This window comes from Parvibaculum sedimenti, assembly GCF_009184905.1.
Taxonomy (GTDB): Bacteria; Pseudomonadota; Alphaproteobacteria; order Parvibaculales; family Parvibaculaceae; genus Parvibaculum; species Parvibaculum sedimenti.
Genome location: NZ_WESC01000001.1, coordinates 46,327 through 61,087, shown reverse-complemented (window position 1 = coordinate 61,087; position 14,761 = coordinate 46,327). Strand labels below are relative to the sequence as shown.

Annotated in this window: 14 protein-coding genes; all 14 read right to left on the bottom strand. The window is 63.5% G+C overall.

Going from position 1 to position 14,761, the window contains the following annotated elements; all coding sequences use genetic code 11:
* Nucleotides 1-24: 24 nt before the first annotated feature.
* Nucleotides 25-294 (bottom strand): 30S ribosomal protein S15, encoded by a 270-nt coding sequence (gene rpsO, locus F2P47_RS00285; protein ID WP_152214162.1) that lies wholly within the window; start codon nt 292-294, stop codon nt 25-27.
* A 9-nt stretch (nt 295-303) separates the two neighbouring features.
* Nucleotides 304-1,230, bottom strand: coding sequence for a tRNA pseudouridine(55) synthase TruB (gene truB, locus F2P47_RS00280; protein ID WP_152214161.1), 927 nt, complete (start codon nt 1,228-1,230; stop codon nt 304-306).
* A gap of 5 nt (nt 1,231-1,235) precedes the next feature.
* Nucleotides 1,236-1,691: a 30S ribosome-binding factor RbfA gene (rbfA, locus tag F2P47_RS00275; RefSeq protein ID WP_152214160.1), complete on the bottom strand. Its 456-nt coding sequence runs from the start codon at nt 1,689-1,691 to the stop codon at nt 1,236-1,238.
* Nucleotides 1,692-1,791: 100 nt separating this feature from the next.
* Entirely contained in the window at nt 1,792-4,620 is a 2,829-nt protein-coding gene (gene infB / locus F2P47_RS00270) for a translation initiation factor IF-2 (protein WP_152214159.1), read from the bottom strand.
* A complete protein-coding gene (locus F2P47_RS00265; protein WP_204886449.1) occupies nt 4,617-5,258 on the bottom strand; it encodes an RNA-binding protein in 642 nt (213 codons plus the stop codon). Before F2P47_RS00265 ends, infB begins: the two co-directional genes overlap by 4 nt.
* 2 nt (nt 5,259-5,260) lie before the next feature.
* A complete protein-coding gene (nusA, locus tag F2P47_RS00260) occupies nt 5,261-6,895 on the bottom strand; it encodes a transcription termination factor NusA (RefSeq protein WP_246176658.1) in 1,635 nt (544 codons plus the stop codon).
* 3 nt (nt 6,896-6,898) lie between these two features.
* Entirely contained in the window at nt 6,899-7,519 is a 621-nt protein-coding gene (rimP, locus tag F2P47_RS00255; protein WP_246176656.1) for a ribosome maturation factor RimP, read from the bottom strand.
* A gap of 188 nt (nt 7,520-7,707) precedes the next feature.
* On the bottom strand, nt 7,708-8,439 hold the full coding sequence (trmB, locus tag F2P47_RS00250; protein ID WP_152214157.1) for a tRNA (guanine(46)-N(7))-methyltransferase TrmB: 732 nt from the start codon (nt 8,437-8,439) through the stop codon (nt 7,708-7,710).
* A gap of 3 nt (nt 8,440-8,442) precedes the next feature.
* Entirely contained in the window at nt 8,443-9,612 is a 1,170-nt protein-coding gene (gene metK / locus F2P47_RS00245; RefSeq protein WP_152214156.1) for a methionine adenosyltransferase, read from the bottom strand.
* Nucleotides 9,613-9,757: 145 nt separating this feature from the next.
* The gene (locus tag F2P47_RS00240) at nt 9,758-10,171 is read right to left on the bottom strand and encodes a helix-turn-helix domain-containing protein (protein WP_152214451.1); all 414 of its coding nucleotides are present in this window, start codon (nt 10,169-10,171) and stop codon (nt 9,758-9,760) included.
* A gap of 260 nt (nt 10,172-10,431) precedes the next feature.
* Nucleotides 10,432-12,129 (bottom strand): apolipoprotein N-acyltransferase, encoded by a 1,698-nt coding sequence (lnt, locus tag F2P47_RS00235; protein ID WP_152214155.1) that lies wholly within the window; start codon nt 12,127-12,129, stop codon nt 10,432-10,434.
* 3 nt (nt 12,130-12,132) lie between these two features.
* A complete protein-coding gene (locus tag F2P47_RS00230; protein WP_152214154.1) occupies nt 12,133-13,116 on the bottom strand; it encodes a hemolysin family protein in 984 nt (327 codons plus the stop codon).
* Nucleotides 13,109-13,675, bottom strand: coding sequence for an rRNA maturation RNase YbeY (gene ybeY, locus F2P47_RS00225; protein ID WP_152214153.1), 567 nt, complete (start codon nt 13,673-13,675; stop codon nt 13,109-13,111). Before ybeY ends, F2P47_RS00230 begins: the two co-directional genes overlap by 8 nt.
* The gene (locus F2P47_RS00220; RefSeq protein ID WP_152214152.1) at nt 13,672-14,709 is read right to left on the bottom strand and encodes a PhoH family protein; all 1,038 of its coding nucleotides are present in this window, start codon (nt 14,707-14,709) and stop codon (nt 13,672-13,674) included. The genes ybeY and F2P47_RS00220 overlap by 4 nt, the downstream gene beginning before the upstream one ends.
* Nucleotides 14,710-14,761 lie beyond the last annotated feature (52 nt).

Sequence of the window (14,761 nt, the reverse complement as noted above, 5' to 3'; positions counted from 1 at the left end):
TGGGGAGAAGTGATCACCCCGTTTTTACCTCCGGATTCCCAGGCGGGAAATCAGGGACTCGTAACGCTTCTGGTCGTTCTTCTTGACGTAGTCGAGAAGCGAACGACGCAGGCTCACCATCTTCAGAAGGCCGCGGCGCGAATGGTTGTCCTTCGCGTGGCCCTTGAAATGCTCGGTAAGGTTCGTGATGCGCTCGGTGAGGATCGCGACCTGCACTTCGGGCGAACCGGTGTCGCCTTCCTTGCCGCCGAATTCCTTGATCAGCTGAGCTTTGCGCTCTGGCGTAATCGACATCGGGATCTCCTATGAATCGAGATTGAAAACACGCACGGGTTTCAGTTCGCCCTGGCAGTACTCGGTCAGAGCCACCGGGTGTCCCCGGTGTGTCGCCAGAACCGGCCCCGACAAGATCGGAGCGTCGCGCCCGCGCAATAAAACTCCCTGGCCTCGCCTCAAACGGAAGGCATCGTCTTCGCTCAGGGCCAGTGCCGGGATGTCGTCCAGCGCGGTCTCAAGCGGGAGCAGATGCCTCGAAAAGGCTTCGGAAGCGGGCGCAATATGGCCGAATGCCATGAGTTTATCCAGCGGAATTGCGGATTCCTCGCGGAAGGGCCCATGGGCGATGCGCCGCAGCGCCGAGACATGGCCCACGGTCCCCAGAGCCAGCGACAGGTCGCGGGCCAGTGAGCGGACGTAAGTCCCTTTGCTGCAAAGGATTTCGATCTCGGCATGGTCGGCGTCGGGGCAGCCGAGAAGCCGCGCTTCATGGATGGTCACACGACGGGCCTTGAGCTCCACCGCTTCGCCCGCCCTCGCCAGATCATAGGCCCGCTCGCCATCAACCTTGATAGCTGAGTAAATTGGTGGGACTTGTTCGATCTCGCCGACAAAGCCCGCAAGAGCCGCCTCGATAGCTTCGGGGGCGGGGCGGACGGGGCTCGTCGCCGTCACCACGCCTTCGGCATCGTCGGTCGCGGTCGCCTCGCCGAAGCGAACGGTGAAGCGGTAGCGCTTGGAAGCGTCGAGGATGAAGGGAACGGTCTTGGTCGCCTCGCCAAGCGCCACGGGAAGCACGCCGCTCGCCAGCGGGTCGAGCGTGCCGGCATGACCGGCCTTCTGCGCATTGAAGAGACGGCGCACGCGCGAGACGACATCCGTCGAGGTGAGGCCCAAAGGCTTGTCGACGACGACCCAGCCCGAGATCGCCTCACCCTTCTTGCGCCGGGACATAGAGGTCAGTTCCCGTTGTCTTCGTTGGGATTGTCGTCTTCATCGTGATCATCCGCATCAAGGTCGCGGGCGACTTTCGGAGAGTGCAGCAGCCGGTCGACCGCTTCAGCGCGGTCGAAGGATACATCCGCCTCGAAGGAAAGGTCAGGCATGAACTTGAATGTCACTTCATGCGAAAGCTGGCCGCGCAGATAACCGCGAACGCGGGTCAGCGCATCGGCCAGCGCCACCGCATCGCCGCCGCCCAGAGGCGCGACGAAGCAGACGGCGTGACGCAGATCTGGGCTCATCCGCACTTCCGAGATCGTGATCGGACGGCTGCTCAGCTCCGGATCCTGAATATCGCCACGGGCGACGATCTCGGCCAATGCACGGCGCACGAGTTCACCCGCGCGCAGCTGACGCTGGCTCGGTCCGCGCGCGTCGCGGTGTCCTGGCTTAGAATGAGTTTTCTTGCGCATGGCGAATGGTTCGTCCGGAAAATATCGGCTGGCGTTCAAAAACATCTCGTCACCCCGGGACAAAGCCCGGGATGACAAGATTGATTGAACAAGCCTCGCATCAAGCGAGGCTGCGCTTGATGACCTCGACCTCGAAGCACTCGATGACGTCGCCGGCGCGCATATCCTGGTAGTTCTCGAAGGCCATGCCGCATTCCTGACCGGACTGCACTTCCTTCACTTCGTCCTTGAAGCGCTTCAGCGTCGAGAGCTTGCCTTCGTGGACGACGACGTCGTCGCGGATCAGGCGAACGCTCGCGCCACGGCGGACAACGCCTTCGGTGACGCGGCAACCGGCGATCTTGCCGACCTTCGAGATGTTGAAGATCTCGAGGATCTGCGCATTGCCGAGGAAGGTTTCGCGCAGTTCCGGCGAAAGCATGCCGGACATGGCGGCCTTGATGTCGTCAACGAGGTCGTAGATGACCGCGTAGTAGCGGATTTCGATACCCGCCTGACGAGCGGCCTCACGCGCCTGCGCATTGGCGCGGACGTTGAAGCCGATGACCGGCGCGCCCGATGCCGTCGCCAGCGTGATGTCGCTTTCCGTCACGCCGCCGACGCCCGCATGAAGAACGCGCGCGGTGACTTCGTCGGTGCCGAGCTTTTCGAGCGCCTGCACGATCGCTTCGGCAGAGCCCTGCACGTCGGCTTTGACGATGATGGGCAGTTCCTTGACGTTCTGCGCCTTGAGCTGCGAGAGCATCTGGTCGAGCGAGGTGCGCCCACCGGTGCCGACGCGCTTGTCGCGCTGGACGCGCTGGCGATAGTCGGTGACTTCGCGCGCACGCGCTTCGCTGTCGACGACCGAGAGAGTGTCGCCAGCCTCCGGCGCGCCGCCGAGGCCGAGAACCTCGACAGGAACCGAGGGGCCCGCGCTCTCGACATTCTCGCCGCGATCATTGATCAGCGCGCGCACACGGCCCCATTCGGCGCCCGCGACGATGATGTCGCCGACGCGGAGCGTACCGCGTTCGATGAGAACCGTACCGACCGGGCCGCGGCCGCGATCGAGCTTGGCTTCAACGATGATGCCTTCGGCGGCACGATCGGGGTTGGCGCGCAGGTCGAGAATTTCGGACTGCAGAAGAATGGCTTCCTCGAGCTTGTCGAGGCCTAGGCCGGTCTTCGCCGAAATGGGAACCGCAAGGACGTCGCCGCCGAAATCTTCGACCACGACCTCATGCTGAAGAAGCTCGTTCTTGACGCGCGTCGGATCGGCGTCCGGCTTGTCCATCTTGTTGATGGCGATGATCATCGGCACGCCGGCAGCCTTGGCGTGGTTGATCGCCTCGATGGTCTGCGGCATGACGCCGTCATCCGCCGCAACGACAAGAATGACGATATCCGTCACCCGCGCGCCGCGCGCGCGCATCGCCGTGAAGGCGGCGTGGCCGGGCGTGTCGAGGAAGGTGATCTTGGCGCCCGAACCCATATCGACCTGATAGGCGCCGATATGCTGGGTGATGCCGCCCGCTTCGCCCGCCGCGACCGAAGTCTTGCGGAGCGCGTCGAGAAGCGAGGTCTTGCCGTGGTCGACATGGCCCATGACCGTGACGACCGGCGCGCGCGGAACGCGGTTCTCGTCCTCGTCGGCAGCGCCCACCAGTCCTTCCTCGACGTCGGACTCGGCAACGCGCTTCACGGTATGGCCGAGTTCTTCGGCAACGAGCTGGGCCGTGTCGCTGTCGATCACGTCGGTGATCTTCAGCATGATGCCCTGCTTCATCAGGATCTTCATCACGTCCACGGCGCGTTCCGCCATGCGGTTCGCAAGTTCCTGGATGGTGATGACTTCGGGAATGACAACTTCGCGCACGACCTTCTGCGGCGCTTCATGGACGCCGGCGAGACGCTTCTTCTCGCGCTCCACGCGGCGGCGCATCGAAGCGAGCGAACGCTGGCGCTCGCTTTCGTCGTCAAAAGCCTTGGTGATGGTGAGCTTGCCGGTGCGGCGCTTGGGCTCGCTGCGACGCGCGGGCGGAACCTTGCTGGGCGTGGCACCCGGCGCGCCATGAGCGCGCTTCGGCTTGTCCTCGTCGTCGGCGACCTCTTCCTTGAGAAGAGCGGCGCCGCGCGGGGCGCTACCCGAGCGTGCTTCCTCGTCCAGACGGCGCTTCGCGTCGTCGGCGGCGCGCTTGCGGGCGAGTTCTTCCGTCTCGCGACGCGAGACTTCCTCAGCCTCGCGAGCGGCGGCCTCCTCGCGTTCCCTCTTGCGCTGCGCATCTTCCGCAGCACGACGCTTCGTGTCTTCCTCCGCGCGCTTACGCTCCTCGCCCTCGCGCGAACGCGCGAGATCGAGCGCCATAGCGCGGGCATTCTTTTCTTCTTCGGTCAGCGTACGCAGCACGACACCGGACCGCATGGTCGGGCGCGGGGCAGGGCGGCCGCCACGAGCAGGCGCTGCCGGAGCAGCAGGACGCCCGGCAGGAGCCGCCGGACGAGCCGGAGCAGCCGCCGCAGGTGTCGGCGTCGGCGCAGGCTTCGGCACCTCAACAACAGCTTCGGGCTGGGGTGCGGGAGCCGCGGGCTGAGGCTCGGGAGCAACCACGACGGGCGCTTCCACCGGTTCCGGCGCTTTTGCGACGACGACCGGCTCAGGAGCAGGCTGGGGCGCAGGAGCGGGCGCTGCGGCCACGGGCGCTACCGGCGCAGGCGCGGGAGCCACCGCAACAGGGGCAGCAGGCTCGGGCGCAGGCTGAGCCGCGGGAGCGGCTGCGCCACCGGGACTGATGGTGCGCTTCTTCTTCTTCTCAACCACGACCGATTTCGAACGGCCATGGGAAAAATTCTGGCGCACATGGCCAGACTCGACCGTCCGGTTCAGGCTCAGCGTCTTGCCGCCCGAAGCCTTCAGTTTGCGATCACTCGAATCCGCCGAGTCGTTCATGCCAGTCCTTCGTGTACGGGGCGCTCTTTGCGCCCATAGCTTTCAAGTCTGGCGAGGTCGCCGAAGACTTTTTCTTTCATGCTGCCCTTGGTCAGGGCTGCATGTACCACATTTGCGCGACCCAATGCCAAACCCATTTCAGCCGCCCAAAGCGGCCTCAGGATCGGTGGCTGGGCCTTTTCGGTGCCGGAATTATGGGCCCTGAGGGCGGCTGCTACCTTGCGGCTGCCATCCTCGGACCCGTCCCGGGCCTCGACCAGAAAGGCGACCTCGCCCTTGCCGATCGCCGACAAAACCTTCTCGAAGCCGAGGACCAGGGCGCCTGCCTTGCGGGCCAGACCCAGGGCATCGGCTGCCCTTTTTGCCAGAAGCCGCTCGACATCCTCGGCGAAACCTTCCGGCACCTCGACCTTTTCCCGCGCGGCCTTTGAGAAAAGACCTTTGCGGATCGCGGTTTCCAGCGCCTCGCGGCTGGCGGAAACCCAAATACCTCGTCCCGGCAGCTTTTCGCCGAGATCCGCGACGGGAGCGCCATCGGGACCGATGACGAAGCGGATAAGGCCCTCTTTAGGCCCCACCTCGCCCGTCACGATACAGTGGCGCTCTTCGGCCTTTTTGGCCTCCGCCTTTTTCGACACCGTCAGGCCTGCGAGTCCTGCTCGAACTCGTCGGCGGTGGTCGGGTTATCGACATCATGATCGGCAGTGAGGCCGACCTTGTTCATGTCCTCGTCCGTGATCCAGCCGGCCTTGACGCGCGCGCGCATGATGAGCGCGTTCGCCTCGCTGGCGTCGATATCGAAGCCTTCGAGAATGCCCGCCTGATGCTTGCGTTCGCCGTTCACCGTCTCGTTCCAGCCGAGCAGGTCGTCGGTGGCGCAACCAGCGAGGTCGTCCACCGACTTCACGTCGTTCTCGCCAAAGGCGACAAGCATGCGCGGCGTCACGCCTTCGATGTCGCCGAGCGCGTCCTCAACGCCGAGTTCACGGCGCTTCTCGTCATATTCGGCATTCTGCCGGTCGATGAAATCTAGAGCGCGGCTCTGGATTTCCTGAGCCGTATCCTCGTCGAAACCTTCGATCTCGGCGATTTCATCGAGCGGCACGTAAGCCACTTCCTCGATCGAGGAGAAACCTTCGGAGGCGAGAAGCTGTGCGATGACTTCGTCCACATCGAGCGCATCGGCGAAAGTCGCGCTGCGGCTCGCAAACTCGGCCTGACGGCGCTCGCTCTCTTCGGCTTCGGTCAGAATGTCGATGTCCCAGCCGGTGAGTTGCGAGGCAAGCCGCACGTTCTGTCCGCGACGGCCGATCGCAAGCGATAGTTGGTCATCCGGGACCACAACTTCAATACGCTTGGTATCTTCGTCGAGCACGACCTTGACGACTTCGGCAGGCGCGAGCGCGTTGACGATGAAGGTCGCGGCATCGGGCGACCACTGGATAATGTCGATCTTTTCGCCCTGAAGCTCGTTCACGACGGCCTGAACGCGCGAGCCCCTCATGCCGACGCAGGCGCCGACGGGATCGATGGAGCTGTCGTTGGACAGCACGGCAATCTTGGCGCGGCTGCCCGGATCGCGGGCAACGGCCTTGATCTCGATGATGCCGTCATAGATTTCGGGCACTTCCTGGGCGAAGAGCTTCGCCATGAACTGCGGATGCGTGCGCGAGAGGAAAATCTGCGGACCGCGCTGCTCGCGGCGCACGTCGTAGATATAGGCGCGGATACGATCGCCATTGCGGAAGGTTTCGCGCGGCAGCAACTCGTCGCGGCGCACGATCGCTTCGCCACGACCCAGATCGGTAATGACGTTGCCATATTCCACGCGCTTCACGATGCCGTGGACAATCTCGCCGATGCGATCCTTGTATTCGTCGTACTGGCGCTCGCGCTCGGCGTCGCGCACCTTCTGCACGATGACCTGCTTGGCGGTCTGGGCGGCGATGCGGCCGAAATCGACAGGCGGCAACTCGTCCTCGATGAGGTCGCCGAGCTGGGCGGCCGGATTGCGGCGCTGCGCATCCCTCAGCTCGATCTGGACGGCGTCGTTCTCGACCTCCTCGACGACTTCGAGCAGGCGCACCAGACGAATTTCGCCGGTGGTCGGATTGATGCGGGCACGGATTTCATTTTCCGCGCCGTAGCGCGAACGCGCGGCTTTCTGGATCGCTTCGGCCATCGCCTCGAGGACGACTTCGCGCTCGATCGATTTCTCGCGCGCGACCGCATCGGCGATCTGCAACAGTTCAAGCCGGTTGGCGCTAACAGCCATTGTCTATTCTCCGTCGGATGGGGCCGGGGCGTCCCGGTCCCTTCGCTTCAAGCTTTCCCTGATGAGGTCGTCGCTCATGGTGAGCTTCGCCTCGCTCAACTGGCGGAACGGCAGGCCGATCACCTGCTTCTCCGCAAAACCTTCAACCTCATGCTCCAGCAGGATCTCGCCGTCCTGGAAGCCATGCAGAATCCCGCGAAAACGCTTTCTTCCGTCGATGGCATCGCGCAGTTCGACCTTCGCCTCGAAGCCCACCCAGCGGTCGAAATCCTTCGGCCTGGTGAGCGGCCGGTCGATGCCGGGCGAGGAAATCTCAAGATTGTATTCCCCCGAAATCGGGTCCTCGACATCAAGGATCGCCGACAGAATCTTCGACAGATCCTCGCAATCGGCGACGACCATGGTGCCGTCGGGACGCTCCGCCATGATCTGAAGCGTATGCCCGTCATGGAGACCGTAGCGCACGCGCACGATCTCGAAACCGGCCGCCTCGGAGGCGCCGCGGATCAGTTCGAAAATGCGTCTCGGCTGACCGGCTGCGGCGACAAGATGCGTGTCGAGCGCATCGGCTTCTTCAGCCGGCGCCGCGTCGCTTGTCTGTCGTTCGAGCTCGATATCCGCCAATAGACCCTCTTCGAAGAAAATGGCGCTCCAGAAACAAAAAAAGCGGGCCCCCGTTTCCGGAGACAACCCACTCGCTTAGTTCGAAGATCGACGATGACCTTCGCTATGTGAGAAGCGTCTTAGCTAACTTGGCGCCTATATAGCGCCATTAGGGGGTTTTTCGCAAGGGGCGCCAAAATGGGGCGGCGTCAGGCCGAAACCACGTGACGGAAGCGCAAATAGGCGGGAGTCCGGCCCTCGCGGATGGCCTTGGCCTCATAGCGGGTGCGGGGCTGGTCGACGGGCCGCTCGCGCCAGTCGGCAGGGCGTTCGGCCAACCATTCGAACCGGCCTTTTTCCTCAAGATTGTGACGGCGGATATGGGCGAGCGTCCAGGCGACGTAATGGGGGATATCGCTTGAGAAACGCAGCTCGCCGCCATCCTTCATGACCCGCGAAATGAGCGCCAGCGTCTCGGCATTCACGAAGCGGCGCTTGTGGTGGCGCGATTTCGGCCAGGGGTCGGGATAGTTGATGGTGACGCGGGAAAGCGTGCCGGGCTTGAGCTTTTCGAGCAGGAAGCGCGCGTCGTCGGCATGAATGCGGACATTCTGTAGCCCGCGCTCGTCGATCTCGGAGACGAGCTTCGCCACGCCGTTGATGAAGGGCTCGCAGCCCATAAAGCCGACCTGACGGTAGTGCTCGGCCTGCCAGGCAAGATGTTCGCCGCCGCCGAAGCCGATCTCGAGCCAGGCCTCTTCGGTCCCCGCCGGAAAGAGCGTCAGGGGGTCCACCTCGCCATCCTCAAGCGAAATGGAGACCCTGGGTGCCAGGGTCTCCATCAGGTTCGCTTGCCGGGGCTTCAGCGTCTTGCCATGCGTCCGGCCATAGACATGGCGGCGCCGGGCATTTTCTTTCTGGTCTATGGTTCGCGCAGTCACGCTTCAGCGGATCTCCGCCTTGAGCTTCTCGGCAAGGTCCGTCTTTTCCCACGAAAAGCCGCCATCGGCTTCCGGGATACGGCCGAAATGGCCGTAGGACGAGGTGCGCGTGTAGATCGGGCGGTTGAGCTGGAGATGCTCACGGATGCCACGCGGAGAAAGGTCGATGACGCGCGGGATCGCGAGTTCAATCGCCGCCTCGTCCACCTTGCCGGTGCCGTGCAGATCGACATAGATCGACAGCGGCTTCGAAACGCCGATAGCGTAGGAAAGCTGGAGCGTGCAACGGTCCGCAAGGCCTGCGGCAACGACGTTTTTCGCCACATAGCGCGCGGCATAAGCCGCCGAACGGTCGACCTTCGTCGGATCCTTGCCGGAGAAGGCGCCGCCGCCATGGGGCGCCGCGCCGCCGTAAGTGTCCACGATGATCTTGCGGCCGGTGAGGCCGGCGTCCCCGTCCGGGCCGCCGATGACAAACTTGCCGGTCGGGTTCACGTAGAATTCTTCTTCGGAAGGGAACCAGCCCTCGGGCAGAACTTCCTTCACATAGGCGCGCACCAGTTCGCGCAATTCCGGCTGCGAGACGTGCTCCTTGTGCTGCGTCGAGACGACGACGGAAGTGACGCCGACCGGCTTGCCGCCTTCATAACGCAGCGTGACCTGGCTCTTCGCGTCCGGCTCGAATTCGGGGCGCTTGCCCGAATGGCGGTCTTCCGCCATGCGCTTCAGGATACGGTGCGCATAAATGATGGGCGCCGGCATGAGCACGTCGGTTTCGGTGCAGGCATAGCCGAACATGATGCCCTGGTCGCCCGCGCCTTCATCCTTGTTGCCCGCGGCGTCGACGCCCTGGGCGATGTCCGCCGACTGGGCGTGAAGCAGGACTTCCACATCGGCATGCTTCCAGTGGAAACCGGCCTGTTCATAGCCGATCTCACGCACCGCGTTACGCGCCGTTTCCTCGATCTTTTCCTTCGTGATCGAGGCGGGACCGCGAACTTCGCCCGCGAGAACGATCTTGTTCGTCGTCGTCAGCGTTTCGCAGGCGACGCGCGCGAAGGGGTCGGCCGACAGGTAAAGGTCGAGCACAGCATCGGAAATCCGGTCGCAGACCTTGTCGGGATGGCCTTCGGAAACGGATTCGCTGGTGAAGAGATAATTGGACCGGGCCAATGTCATGCTCCCGTCAGAGGAAGTTCGGTGTTGATGTCATATCGACGAAACGCGGCGAAACCGGGCCGTCGAGCGTCAAAGGTTTTTGCAAGGAAAGCCCATTGGGTCAACTCCCGTGACCCTTTTTCACAGTAATGTCGCGGTCTTAGGTTTCATCGACCAATTCGCCGTCCGCAGCGGCGCCGTCCGCCCCATCCGAAAGGCCGGGAGCTTCGGTCTCGCCCAGCGCCTTGACGAGTTCGAGCACGCGCTTTCTGACCTTCGGGTCGCGAATGGCGAAAAAGGCGCTGTTGAGCTGGATGCCCTCGGAGGTCGAAAGCATGTCGAAATCGAAATTGGACGGCTCGGCTTCGGCCATTCCTTCGGTTTCGACCGCATCGTCGACCTGAATGCCCTCATAGAAGAACTCCACCGGAACATTCAACACGCGGGCGATCTGATAGAGGCGGCTCGCCCCGATCCGGTTAGCGCCCTTCTCGTATTTCTGCACCTGCTGGAAGGTGAGCCCCAGGCTTTCGCCAAGCTTTTCCTGGCTCATGCCGATGAGCATGCGCCGCATGCGAACCCGGCCGCCGACATAGACGTCGATTGGATTGGGCGATTTCCTTGGCAAGGCGCACCTCTTAACCGCAACCGGCGCGAACCGGCAGAACCAGCAAACCGGACCACATCGCCCCGGCGGCCGCGCCGGAGAGGACTTGAGGCCCGTTCCGACGATATGCAACCGATGCCGCCTTTCGGCAAGAAATACAACCGTCAGGCGGCAAACCCTGCAACAAAAGTTTCATTCAGCCGGAACCAACCTCCGGTGGGCAGGCTTCAGCGCGGCCTGAAAGCGTAAAGAAAGCCGGCGCCGGCAAGGAGCAAAAGCCCAAAGAGCCAGTCGCCGAAACGGGCATAGGGCGTGGGCGCAAGGGCATGGGGGAGCGGATAGTCGATGACGCCCGCCGTATTGAGCGCCCTTTGGGCGAGAATGCGGCCATAGGGGTCGATGACCGCGGAAATGCCGGTATTGGCGGCGCGCGCGATGGGCAGGCCCTGTTCGACCGCCCGGAGGCGCACCTGAGACAAGTGCTGGTAGGGGCCACTCGACGAGCCGAACCATGCGTCGTTGGTCACATTGACAATCCAGCCCGGCCTCTTCGTCGCGTTGACCACGGCTTCCGGGAAGATGATCTCGTAGCAAATGAGGGGGCTTGCAGACGGCGCGCCGGGCAACGGCATCGTTATCGGGCCGGGGCCGACATCGAAACTCCCCTGAAGCTTGGTCAGCTTGTGCAGGCCGATGCTTTCGAGCCAGCGGTGATAGGGCAGATACTCGCCGAAGGGAACAAGGTGGAACTTGTCGTAGGTGGCGATGATCTTGCCGTCTGAATCGACCGTGTAGAGACTGTTGTAGAAACGCTCGAGCTTGTCGGCTGGCCCATCTGGAGAGGGCTCGCCGCGCACACTTCCCGTGATGAGAAGCGCGCCCTTGGGCAGCATGCGGGAGATCGCGGAGAGCACGTAGGGCTCGCGGGCGAGAAAGATCGAGAGCGCCGACTCCGGCCAGACGACGATCGAATGGGGACCAAGGCCTTGCGGCGCCTCGGGCGTCGGGTCGGAACTCATGCGGAGAAACTGGCCGAGGATGGCGATGCGGCTTTCAGGCCGCCATTTCTGTGTCTGCGGAATATTGGGCTGCACGATCCGAAGCATGACATCGTCGGGGCTGGCCACATGGGGCTCCGCCGCCGCGAGGCGCATCGCGCCACCCGCCCAGAGAAGCACGAGCGCGGCGAGCGCCGCGAAGGGCACGACCAGCACTTCGCGGATCGAGAGCCGCACCGAATGAATATCGGCCGCGCGCGCATGCGGATCGAAGAAGGCAGGCGCCGCGACGATCAGGATCGCAATGAAAGAAAGTCCATAGGCCCCCGTAAGCGCCGCCCATTGCATCAGCGCGTCGGACGCCGTGAAGCTCTCGCCAATGAGGTTCCAGGGAAAACCCGTCAGCACATGGCCGCGCAACCATTCGAAGATGCACCAGCTGATCGCGAGCGAAACGATGCGCAGATAGCCCGGAAGCCAGACGGCGCGGGCGAGCGCCGTCGCGGCCCCTGTGAAGATCGCCAGGCCCGCAGGCAACAGCGTGATCGCGAAGGGCATGAAGATCGCGAACTTCTCCGCCTCGACCATGAAGGCATAGCCGATCCAGTGAAGGCCGAAGAGGAAATAGCCAAAGCCGAACCACCAGCCGATGGCCGCGCCGCCGCGCAGCATGCGCCGCCGCGTGGCCGTGGCGTCTTCACCGAGAACGACCGAAGCCGGACCACCGAGCCCGTCCAGCAACCAGACGAGCACGGGAAAGGTGACGAAGAGGATCGGCAGGAAATGGATGGGGGGCAGCGCCAGCACGCTGAGCGAGCCCGCGAAGAAGGCCGCGAGCAACCGTCGCCAGCTTCTCAGCAGCGCGACCTCCCGCGCAACCCGCTCCAGGGCGGAAAAGAGGGCGGTCAAGCCGCGATCGGCATTCATGCGTCAGCTTGCCGCCCGCTTGTCATCGTCCGTGCCATCCTCGTCCGATGACGCGGCGGCTTCGACCTTGTGAATGCGGAGTTTCTTGATGCGGCGCGGATCGGCGTCCTTCACCTCGAATTCAAGGCCGAGCGGATGCTTGATGAGTTCGCCGCGCACAGGCACGCGCCCGACCAACGAAAAGACGAGGCCGCCCAGCGTCTCGATATCGTCATCGCCTTCCTCGTCGACGAGTTTCAACCCGATCATATCCTCGAGTTCCTCGATCGGCGCGCGGGCATCAGCATCGATCGTGCCGTCGTCGCGCTTCACGAGCAAAGGGCCCTGATCGGTATCATGCTCGTCCTCGATGTCGCCGACGATTTCCTCGACCAGATTCTCGATGGTGACGAGACCGTCGGTGCCGCCATATTCATCGATGACGAGAGCGAGGTGGATGTGCGTCGCCTGCATCTTCAGGAGCAGATCGAGCGCCGGCATGGAAGGCGGTACGAAAAGCACCTCGCGCCGGACCGCCTTGAGCGAGAAGGGGTCGCGAGGTGCGCCGGTTCCGTCTGTCGCGAGATAGGTGACCACATCCTTGATGTGGACCATGCCCAGCGGATCGTCCAGCGTCTCGCGATAGATCGGCATGCGCGAATGGGTCGACTCGCGATAGAGGCGCAGTATCTCTTCCAGCGTGTCGCTTTCCTCCACCGCGACGACATCGGCGCGCGGCACCATAACGTCATCGACGCGAAGTTCGCCGAAGCTCAGAATATTCGCCAGCATGTGGCGCTCTTCGGGGGCAAGCGCACGGCCTTCCTCGTCGCGGCCTTCCAGCGCTTCCTCGAGACTTTCGAGCAGCGTCGGATCGCTCGCGGAGGGCGCACCGAGAACATTGCGCCAGAGCGTCTGGAGACGCCGCGCGAAGCTCGCGCGCGGTTTCGGTTCGTCGGCCAATGAGGCCGTGTCGGTTCGGTCGGATATTTTCTGCGCGTCAGACATCGGGGCCGCGGGGAGAACGCTTGCGCGAGTCGTCGGAACCGTCGCTCGGCGAGTAAGGGTCCGTTATGTCGAGATCCTCGAGAATGTCGCGTTCGAGCGCTTCCATCTCTTCGGCCTCGGCATCGACCTCATGGTCGTGACCGAGAAGATGCAGCACCCCATGCACGACGAGGTGAGACAGGTGATCTGGAAAAGTCTTGCCCTGTTCCTTCGCCTCGCGCTCGATGGTTTCGAGCGCCAGCACGACATCGCCGAGAAGCTGCGTCTGCACCGGTTCGGCCTGCGGCATGTCGCCGGTCGGAAAGGACAGTACGTTGGTCGGCTTGTCCTTGCCGCGCCAGGTCTTGTTCAGGGCCTGAACGAAGGGATCGTCGGCGAGAACGACGCAAAGTTCCGCTTCTTCGGCAGGCCCCGCCACGACATAGGCATGCTCGGCGGCGCGGCGCACCAGTTCTTCCGCGTCCGCCGCCCAGTTTCCCGCCTCGCGCAATATGTCGATCTCAAGCCCGGAAACGGGGCTCTGATCTTCCAGCGTTTTCGATTGTCGGCTCGGGCTCATTCCTTGTCCTCTCCGCGGGCGTCCAGAAGGCCCCGGTCGCGGGCATTATAGGCCTTAACCACGCGGGTCACGAGGGGATGACGTACGACATCGGCATCGGTGAAGCGCACCACGCCGATGCCCTCGATGCCGCCCAGCGTTTCCAGTGCGTCCTTGAGGCCGGATTTCGCGCCCAAGGGCAAGTCGACCTGCGAGGGATCGCCCGTGATCGCCATGCGGCTGTTCTCGCCGAGGCGGGTCAGGAACATCTTCATCTGAACGGGCGTGGTGTTCTGCGCCTCGTCCAGAATGACGAAGGAATTGGCGAGGGTGCGGCCGCGCATGAAGGCCAGCGGCGCCACCTCGATCTCGCCCGACTCGATCTCGCGCACCACCTGTTCGCCCGGTAGCGTGTCATAAAGGGCGTCGTAAAGCGGACGCAGATAGGGGTCGATCTTTTCCTTGAGGTCGCCGGGAAGGAAGCCCAGCCGCTCGCCCGCCTCGACGGCGGGACGCGACAGGATGATGCGGTCAACACGCTTCTGGAGAAGCATCTGCACGGCGACGGCGACGGCGAGATAAGTCTTGCCGGTGCCCGCCGGGCCGATGCCAAAGACGAGTTCATGCTTCATCAGCGCGTCGATATAGGTCGCCTGTGTCGGCGATCGCGGCCCGATGACGCGGCGCTTGGTCTGGATCTGGCGGGCGCCGCCGGCAGCCCGGCCTGCTTCTTCTTCCGGAGCTTTCGACATTCGGATGGCTCCATCGACCTCGCCGGCATTCACGTCGAGGCCCGATTTCAGGCGTTGATAAAGTTCGCGGAGAACGCGGTCGGCCTGCGCGCGGGCTTCCGGTTTTCCTGTGATGACAAGCTTGTTGCCGCGGGAACTGGCCAGAACGCCGAGGCCTTCCTCGATGCGGGCGAGGTTTCGATCGTGCTCGCCAAAAAGCTCTGTAAGAAGCCGGTTGTCGTCAAAGGCGATGACGAGGCTCTCGCTATCGCCCGGCGCTGCCCGGCCACCGCCTGCACCACCATTCCTTCCGAAGGTCTTCATCCCTCCCGATGCGCCCAACTGCTCCCTGTCCTTTCAAATACTGGTCATGGAA

What these genes read in the sequence shown, in the direction of transcription:
- rpsO (WP_152214162.1), bottom strand. Translation starts at nt 294, where the DNA reads ATGTCGATTACGCCAGAGCGCAAAGCTCAGCTGATCAAGGAATTCGGC.
- truB (WP_152214161.1), bottom strand. Translation starts at nt 1,230, where the DNA reads ATGTCCCGGCGCAAGAAGGGTGAGGCGATCTCGGGCTGGGTCGTCGTC.
- rbfA (WP_152214160.1), bottom strand. Translation starts at nt 1,691, where the DNA reads ATGCGCAAGAAAACTCATTCTAAGCCAGGACACCGCGACGCGCGCGGA.
- infB (WP_152214159.1), bottom strand. Translation starts at nt 4,620, where the DNA reads ATGAACGACTCGGCGGATTCGAGTGATCGCAAACTGAAGGCTTCGGGC.
- nusA (WP_246176658.1), bottom strand. Translation starts at nt 6,895, where the DNA reads ATGGCTGTTAGCGCCAACCGGCTTGAACTGTTGCAGATCGCCGATGCG.
- F2P47_RS00240 (WP_152214451.1), bottom strand. Translation starts at nt 10,171, where the DNA reads ATGCGGCGCATGCTCATCGGCATGAGCCAGGAAAAGCTTGGCGAAAGC.
- lnt (WP_152214155.1), bottom strand. Translation starts at nt 12,129, where the DNA reads ATGAATGCCGATCGCGGCTTGACCGCCCTCTTTTCCGCCCTGGAGCGG.
- F2P47_RS00230 (WP_152214154.1), bottom strand. Translation starts at nt 13,116, where the DNA reads ATGTCTGACGCGCAGAAAATATCCGACCGAACCGACACGGCCTCATTG.
- ybeY (WP_152214153.1), bottom strand. Translation starts at nt 13,675, where the DNA reads ATGAGCCCGAGCCGACAATCGAAAACGCTGGAAGATCAGAGCCCCGTT.
- F2P47_RS00220 (WP_152214152.1), bottom strand. Translation starts at nt 14,709, where the DNA reads ATGAAGACCTTCGGAAGGAATGGTGGTGCAGGCGGTGGCCGGGCAGCG.